Here is an 8166-nt window from a genome sequence, read left to right as displayed (position 1 = left end):
CGTCGTCGCCCTGATCGCCGTCCTTTCGCTTTTCATGTGTACGCGCGCGTCCGCGGTTTTCTGGGAATACGTTCCACTCTTGCCGTTCGTGCAGTTTCCCTATCGCTTCCTGATGCTGGCGACCGTCGCATGCGCGGCCCTCGCCGGCGCGCCCTCGGCGCTCGCGCGCGAAAAGCTGGGCGTCGCCGGGGCGGCCGGCGCGGCCATCGTCGTCGTGAGCGCCGCGTTTCTTCTGCACGGGGCGAAGGTGCAGGCGCGTTATATCTTTCACGACCGCGCCGATCCCGGGCGCATCGTGAAAGTGGACAAGGCCGCCGCGTCGCTGCTTCGTCTCGCGCCGCACGTCGTCGGCGCCGATGAACTTCTGACCCGCGAAACGCTGCGCGAGGCCCGCGAAACCCGGGCGACCGCCCGCGACGATTACCTGCCGATCGGGGTGAGCCGCAAGCCCGATCGCTACGAACCGAACCTCGTGGAGGTCATCGACGGCCAGGCCGAGGCCAATCCATTCGCCGTTCGCGGAACGCACTTCGAAATCGACATCCGCGCCGACACGCCCGCCCGCGTTCTCGTCCACAAATTCTATTTCCCCGGCTGGACCGCCCGCGACGACGGGCGCGTGCTGACTTCGCTTGGCCCGCACGACCCGACCGGCGAGATCGTATTTTCCGTCCCCGCCGGACGGCACCGCGTCACGGTATCGTTTGAGGACACACGCACGCGCCTTTGGGCAAAACTGGCGAGCCTCGCGGCGGCGTCCGCCGCCGTCTTGTGGATCGGCCTGACGCAGTTTAGCGCCCGGCGCCGGGGCCGCCGCTCGTACGACCGAGCCGGCGCGGATTGACGCGCGCGCACGGGCGACGTATCACGATCGGCCCCGGCATGCGGCCCGTCCGCGCTCGCCCTGGGAGACTCGACCATTGCCGATTCGTCTCGTTGTCATACTCCTTTGCGTCGCGCTTGCCGTTTCCGCGGGAGCGTGCGGCTTGAAGGGCGCGCCTCGGCCAAAGGCGGTCGTCGGCGCTACGGACAAGGGCGATTCGACACCGGCGCCGCAAGGTGGCGCGGGCGCCCCTGGCGACGCCGGGCCGGAATCGAAAGCGGGTGAAACACCCGCGTCGGTGGGCGCGCCGCCCGTGGCCCCGGCGGGAGGCGCGGTGCTCGGTCTTGGCGACGACGACGGGCTCGACGCCGGCACGCAGTTGAACGAGGAAGCCGAGCGGCTGCTCGATATCTACGGCGCGCGGCGCGAGACGGACATCACGCGGCCGACCGCGCGCGACGCGGTCGGTTTTCCCGCGCCGCCGCGGGAGGGCGGGCCGCCGAAGGTGTGGATCGAGCGCGGGGGCAAGTGGGACGGCGTGGAATTCGCACCGCCGCCCGCCGACGGGCCGCCAACGCAAGCGGACGCGCCGGGCGAACCGAACGACGACAACGCGGCCGACGCGCCGCCGGAGGATGACGGCGAATGACGGGAGATTTCGTATATCGCGGTGGAGAACTTTTCGCGGAGAACGTGCCGGTCGCGAAGATCGCGCGGAGCGTCGGCACGCCGTTTTACGCCTACTCGCGCGCAAGCCTCGAGGGCGCGTATCGCGCCTGGGAGGCGGGTTTTTCCGGGACGCCGCACATCATCGCCTACTCCGTGAAGGCCAACAGTTCGCTCGGCGTCGTCGCCGCGCTCGCGCGGCTTGGCGCGGGGGCGGACGTCGTGTCCGGCGGCGAATTGTATCGCGCGCGGCGCGCGGGGATTCCGGCGAACCGCATCGTGTTTTCGGGCGTCGGCAAGACGGAAGACGAGATGCGCGACGCGCTCGCCGAAGGCATCCTCATGTTCAACGTCGAGTCGATGGAAGAGCTGGCGGCGTTATCGCGCGTCGCGAAGTCGCTTGGCGTCACGGCGCCGGTCGCGCTGCGCGTCAACCCGGACGTCGATCCCAAGACGCACAAATACATATCGACGGGCCTGAAGACGAGCAAATTCGGCATCGACATCAACCTCGCGCGCGAGGGCTACGACGAAATCGCGCGGCTGCCGAACCTCGCGGCCGCGGGCATCGCCTGTCACATCGGAAGCCAGCTCACCGACCTTTCGCCCGTGGACGAGGCGCTCGGGCGCGTCACCGCGGCGGTAAAGGATTTGCGCGGGCGCGGACATACGCTTCGATATCTGGATGTCGGCGGCGGGCTTGGCATCACCTATCGCGCGGAGGAGCCGCCCCCGCCGGGCGAACACGCGCGCCTCGTGCGCGATCGCGCCGCCGCGCTCGGCATGACGCTCATCGTCGAGCCGGGCCGGTCGATCGCCGGCAACGCCGGCATCCTCGTGACGAGCGTGCTCTATCGCAAGGAGCAGCACGGCAAGCGATTTGTCGTCGTTGACGCGGGCATGAACGATCTCATCCGCCCGTCGCTCTACGACAGTTGGCACGAGCTTTGGCCCGTGCGCGAAACGCCCGGCGAAATGACGCCCGCGGATGTCGTCGGCCCGATCTGCGAGACGGGAGATTTTCTGGCGAAGGATCGGCCCATGCCGCCGATGGAGCCGGCCGGGCTGATCGCGGTCATGAGCGCGGGCGCCTATGGCTTTGTGATGTCCGGCAACTACAACACCCGCCCGCGCCCCGCGGAGGTACTCGTTGACGGCGACCGCTTCCACGTCATCCGCCGCCGCGAACGCCTCGAGGATCTCGTCGCCGGAGAAACGATCCCCGATTGAACGAATTGCGAATGGGGAATTGGGAATTGGGAATTGGGAATTGCGAATTGCGAATCGCGAACGAACGCGCCGTGGCGAGGCTTGTCATCCTGAGCGCAGCGAAGGATCTCCGTGCGTGCAAGAAAAGGGCGAGACCCTTCGCTTCGCTCAGGGTGACAATTCCGCTGCACTCAGGGTGACAATTCCGTTGCGCTGTCCTTCACCTCGCCGGACGTTTTGCGGCGCCATTCCCAATTCCCAATTCGCCATTCGCAATTCCCCGTTGACACCCCTTTTTGCGTGCTTACGTTTTGCCCGGAAACGAAAGCCTCCCGCGCGGGAGGCGAAAAAATAAGCAACACGCAAAGGGAGGAAAGTCATGTCCATTTGGTACCCGCAACACGTGCTCTATCAGCTCGATCGCCTGATCGATCAGGTCGCCGGCGGCGAGCCCGGCAACGGCCGCTCCGTGACGTTCGCGCCGCACGTGGACATCAAGGAAACGCAAAACGGCTACGATCTTTTCGTCGAGCTTCCGGGCCTTTCCGCGGGTGATGTCGACATCGCGGTGGACCGAGGCGTGCTGACGATTTCCGGCGAACGCAAGGCGCCCGAGGCCGGCGAGAATGAGGCCTGGCGCTTGCGCGAAACGAATTCCGGTGTCTTTTCGCGCCGCTTCACGCTGGGCGACGCCGTGGATGCGGAGAACATCGCGGCCGAGATGGACGCGGGCGTCCTGCGCGTTTCGATCGCGAAAAAGCCCAAGGCCGTTCCGCGCAAGATCGAGGTGAAAGTCAACTAGTCCGGCGCCCGTGTCATCCTGAGCGCCCCTGTCATCCTGAGCGCCCCTGTCATCCTGAGCGCCCTTGTCATCCTGAGCGCCCTTGTCATCCTGAGCGCCCTTGTCATCCTGAGCGCCCTTGTCATCCTGAGCGAAGCGAAGGATCTCGCCGGTCAATCGCCGAGACCCTTCGCTTCGCTCAGGGTGACAAATGCTCAGGGTGACAAACGCTCGACATCGCGCGCGGCTCAACATCCGCCAATTGTGGCGACAATCGCGATACCTACTACGCATGGGAATGCTTGTGATCAGAGCATAATGCGTGCCGCCGACGAAGCTTCGCGCTTGACCGAAATCAAGCGGCAAACGTTGACGCCCTTTATGGAGTGATTACACTGGTGATAGGCGGTGAAAGTAGCGCCTGGAGCGTGGGTCGCTTCAGGAGGGTCGCCCCTTTGGCCGCCGTATTCGGCTTTTGCCGGCGCCCCAAAAGTTAGGGCGATAAACAAAAGAAACTATCCAAGTATATCAAAGGAGGTCGAGCCATGTTGATTCGCTGGAATCCCGAAACGCCGACAAGCATGATGAACCGCATGTGGGACGATTTTTTCGGCCGGCACTGGGAGACGGAAGGCAAGCTCGCGTTTTCGCCATCCGTCGACGTGAAGGAAACGAAGGATGCGCTCATCGTCAAGGCCGAGCTTCCGGGTCTCACGAAAGAAGACGTCCACATCAGCATCGAGAACGGCATGCTGACGATCAGCGGCGACCGCAAGTTCGAGAAGGTGACGGAGAAGGACACCTATCACCTTCAGGAGTTGCGTTATGGCAGCTTCCTGCGCCGCTTCACTCTCGGCGACGAGGTTGACGACAGCAAGATCGACGCGCACATGGAAAACGGCGTCCTCACCGTCACCCTCGGCAAGAAGGAATCGGCCAAGCCGCGCAAGATCGACGTCAAGGTGAAGTAAACGGCCAAAACGACCGTGCGGCCACGCGCCGCGCGGCATCCCTCGCGGCCGACGGCCGTGATTCATTGATCGGGGGCGAGCGAGACCGTCCCCGCTTTTCGCCGACGAACGCCCGCCATTTCCGGCGGGCGTTTTCTTGTCCAGCGCGCGTGATACGATGCGCGCCGGATTCGTTGTTTGCGGCCGTCGTCGATGCGCGGCGCGCCGTTTGGAGTTGACCGTGCGCGTCGGCGTCAGCACGCACATCTTCGCTCTGTGGCCGCTTGCCAAGCGGCACTTCGAGATCATTCGCGAGTCGGGTTTCGACGCCGTCGAGCTCTGGGCGATGGCGCCGCATATCGAGGTCGAATCGCCCGGCGCCGTCGTCTGGCACGGTCGAAACGCGCGCGCCGCGGGGCTTGATATTCTCTCGGTGCATCTGCCGTTCTACGAGCGTTACGGCGTGCCCGATTTCCGCTACCTCAACCTCGGCGATCCCGACCGCGAAGCCGCGCATCTGGCCTGGCGGCTTTGCGCGCGCGTCATCGCGCAGATGCCGTCCATCGGCGCGAGACTCGCCGTTCTGCACGGACCCGGAAATCGCGCGGGCACCGACGAGGAGCTTTGCGAACTGTACGCCGAGGATCTCGCAAAGACGCTCACCGACGCGCGCGAACGCGGCGTGACGCTCTGCCTGGAAAACGTCATGACGCGCCTGTCGAGCGGCGAGCACATCGCGCGGTTTGTCGACGAGGCCGGCGAAAACGTCGCCGCGTGCCTGGATGTCGGCCACGCGAACGTGGTGGAGGACGCGGTCGCCGCGGCCTCGCTCCTGGGGCCGCGCGTCGCGACGCTGCACATCCACGACAACCACGGCACGGGTGACGATCATCTCCTCCCCGGCGAAGGCACGATCGATTGGCCGGCGCTCCGCGATGCGATCACGCGCGCGGGCGATCCGAACATCATCCTCGAAATCGCCTGGCCGACCGCGGGCGACATCGACGAAGCCGCCTTCGCCGCGCGCCTTGACGCCGGGCGCGAGGCGATCCGGCGCCATCTTGGCGTCTGAACGTGCGATGAACGAGACGTTTCTCGCCGCCACCATCGAACGCGCGCTCGGCGGCGCGCCCGCGAATCTATCCGTCACGCGCCTTGCGGGCGACGGCTCCGATCGCCGCTATTGGCGCGCGCGGTTTGACGCGAACGGGCTGGCGCGATCGCTCGTCGTCATGGACCTTGTCGGCGTGAAGAATGTTGTCGCGAGCGAGGAGGTGACGCTCTATCACCCCGAGGGCGGCGAGCTGCCGTTTTTGAACATTCACCGCACACTCACGCGTGCCGGCGTCCCGGTGCCGCGTATCGTCGCCGACGCAAGCGCCGCCGGGCTCGTGCTTCTCGAGGACATCGGCGACGAGCTGCTGCTTTCCGCCGCGCAAGACGAATCGCGGCGCGAGAATCTCTACGCACGCGCGATCGACATCCTCGCCGCGATGCACGCGCGTGCGACGCCGGACGCCGATCCGGATTCGATGGCGTTTCGGCAGGCGTTCGAATACCCGCTGCTGATGTGGGAGCTGCGCCACTTCACGGAATACGGCATCGAACGGCGTCCCGGCCACGCGCGCACGCTATCCGACGCCGGCCGCGCGGCGATCGACGCGGCGTACGACGGCATCGCGCGGCATCTCGCGTCGCTTGCGCGCGTCTTTACGCATCGCGATTACCACGCGCGCAATCTGCTCGTGCGCGGCGACGATCTTGTCGTGATCGACTTTCAGGACGCGCTGCTCGGCCCGCGCGTGTATGACCTCGCGAGCCTTTTGCGCGACAGCTACATCGACCTGGGCGACGATCTCATCGACCGCCTCATCGCGCGCTATGGCGATCGCGCGGAAGAGCTTGGCGCGCCGGCGTTCGACCGCGTCGCGTTTCGCCGCGACTTCGATATCCAGTCCGTGCAACGCAATCTCAAGGCCGCGGGGCGATTTGTGTTTTTTGACCGCGTGAAGGGCAATCCGAAATTCCTCGCCGACATCCCGCGCACGCTCGCATACGTCAAACGCAATCTCGCGCGCCACGCCGAACTCGCGCCGCTTGCCGCCGCGCTCGCGCCGCACGTGCCGGAGTTATCGTGACGCAACGCATTTCGGATTTCGGATATCGGATTTCGGATTTGCATCGCCGCGCAATTCGCGCGTCATGGCGGCGACTCTCATTCCTCTTTCCACATTCCTCTTTTCTCGCCTGATGCGCGGTCTCGTCCTTGCCGCCGGATTCGGCACGCGCCTTCGCCCGATTACCGAGCGCACCCCCAAGCCGCTTGTACCGGTCGTCGCGCGGCCGCTCGTGGAGCACGCGCTGCGTCTGTTGTATTCCGCGGGCGTGCTCGACGTGACCGTGAACGCGCATCACCTGGGCGATCAGATCGAGGCATACCTGCGCTACGGCTCGTGCTTCTGGCAGCGCGTGCGCGTGTCCATCGAAAGCGAAATCCTCGGCACCGGCGGCGCCATCGCGGCAAACGGCGCGTGGCTATCCGCACGCGGCGAACCGTTCGTCGTCACGAATGGCGACACGATGTCGCGCTTCGATCTTGCGCGCGTCGTCGAAAATCACCGCGCGTCCGGCGCGGTCGCGACGATGGTGCTGTCGCGCACGGCGGATATCGCGCGATACGGGCGCGTCGACGTGACGCCCGATGGCGCGGTGATCGACATCGCGGGGCTCGTGAATCCCGGGAGCGCAGGCGTCACGCCTGGTTCGAAAGAAGCGAGCTTGCACGAGCGAAACCGCCCGCTCCCTCACGGTCGCGGCTCTGACATCGGTCGCGGCTCCGACATCGCTCGCGGCACGGACATCGCGGACGGCGGCGTTTACATTGGCACGCTCGTCGCGTCGCCCGCGCTGCTCGGCGCGATGCCGCGCGAGGGGTCGTTTTGCGTCGTGCGCAAGGGGCTCGTGCCGCTCATTGAGACGCAGCCGGGTTCCGTGCGCGCGGTGTTCGTGGACGGGCCGTTTCTCGATCTCGGCACGCCGGCCGATCTGCTCGATGCGCAACTCGCGATCCTGCGCGCGCGCGGCGGCGATTTCCCCCACGCGATGATCGGCCTTGTCGAACGCGAGCCGGGCGTGTGGGTCTCGCCCTCGGCGTCGATCGACGCAACCGCGCGCCTTGTCCCGCCCGTCGCGATTTGCCCGAACGCGTGCGTCGACGCGAACGCGACCGTCGGCCCGGACGCGATCGTCGGCCGCGGGGCGGTTGTTTCGAAAGGCGCGACGCTGATTCGAGCCGTCATGTTGCCCGGCACGCACGTTCCGGCGGGCTCGCGCCGCGAGGACGAAATCGTCTGCTGACCGCGGCAGCCGCCTGTATTTCGGCGAAACGCCGCCGTAGAATCGTCACTCCCAAATTCGGAGGTCGTTCCGTGCGTCAATTTCTTTTTCTGGCGTACATTCTGGTGTGCGTCTTTGCGCCAGGGTTCGGATGCGGTTGTGGCGACAACGACGACGATGCGGATTCCCATGACGACGATCTTGATGACGACACCGGCGACGACGATCTCGATGATGACGACGCCGACGACGATTCCGCGGACGATGACGCGCTGGATGACGACAGCGCCGACGACGACAGCGCCGACGACGACACAGGCGACGATGACAGCGCCGACGACGACACCGGCGACGATGACAGCACCGACGATGACGCAGGAGACGATGACAGCGTCGATGAC

General features: G+C 65.9%; 9 protein-coding genes. All 9 read left to right on the top strand.

Translation table 11 applies throughout. The features are described from left to right. A partial coding sequence (locus K8I61_09500; GenBank protein ID MBZ0272262.1) for a hypothetical protein occupies positions 1 to 844 on the top strand: 844 nt, incomplete at its 5' end. 142 nt (positions 845 to 986) lie between these two features. Next, positions 987 to 1472, top strand: a complete 486-nt coding sequence (locus K8I61_09495) for a hypothetical protein (protein ID MBZ0272261.1) — start codon at positions 987 to 989, stop codon at positions 1470 to 1472. Next, entirely contained in the window at positions 1469 to 2719 is a 1251-nt protein-coding gene (gene lysA, locus K8I61_09490; protein ID MBZ0272260.1) for a diaminopimelate decarboxylase, read from the top strand. Before K8I61_09495 ends, lysA begins: the two co-directional genes overlap by 4 nt. A 358-nt stretch (positions 2720 to 3077) precedes the next feature. Next, the gene (locus tag K8I61_09485; GenBank protein MBZ0272259.1) at positions 3078 to 3500 is read left to right on the top strand and encodes an Hsp20/alpha crystallin family protein; all 423 of its coding nucleotides are present in this window, start codon (positions 3078 to 3080) and stop codon (positions 3498 to 3500) included. Between the two features lie 524 nt (positions 3501 to 4024). After that, on the top strand, positions 4025 to 4450 hold the full coding sequence (locus tag K8I61_09480) for an Hsp20/alpha crystallin family protein (protein ID MBZ0272258.1): 426 nt from the start codon (positions 4025 to 4027) through the stop codon (positions 4448 to 4450). A gap of 220 nt (positions 4451 to 4670) precedes the next feature. Beyond that, positions 4671 to 5501 carry a sugar phosphate isomerase/epimerase gene (locus tag K8I61_09475; protein ID MBZ0272257.1) on the top strand — a complete coding sequence of 277 codons (831 nt, stop codon included), beginning with the start codon at positions 4671 to 4673 and terminating at the stop codon, positions 5499 to 5501. Beyond that, positions 5491 to 6567 (top strand): phosphotransferase, encoded by a 1077-nt coding sequence (locus tag K8I61_09470; protein MBZ0272256.1) that lies wholly within the window; start codon positions 5491 to 5493, stop codon positions 6565 to 6567. The genes K8I61_09475 and K8I61_09470 overlap by 11 nt, the downstream gene beginning before the upstream one ends. Before the next feature lie 64 nt (positions 6568 to 6631). Next, entirely contained in the window at positions 6632 to 7786 is a 1155-nt protein-coding gene (locus K8I61_09465) for an NDP-sugar synthase (GenBank protein MBZ0272255.1), read from the top strand. Between the two features lie 71 nt (positions 7787 to 7857). Continuing rightward, the coding region (locus K8I61_09460; protein MBZ0272254.1) for a hypothetical protein at positions 7858 to 8166 on the top strand (309 nt) is incomplete at its 3' end.

This window comes from bacterium (assembly GCA_019912885.1).
Lineage (GTDB): Bacteria > Lernaellota > Lernaellaia > JACKCT01 > JACKCT01 > JAIOHV01.
The sequence above is the reverse complement of the archived record's forward strand: the minus strand, read 5'-3'. Positions and strand labels throughout refer to the sequence as shown.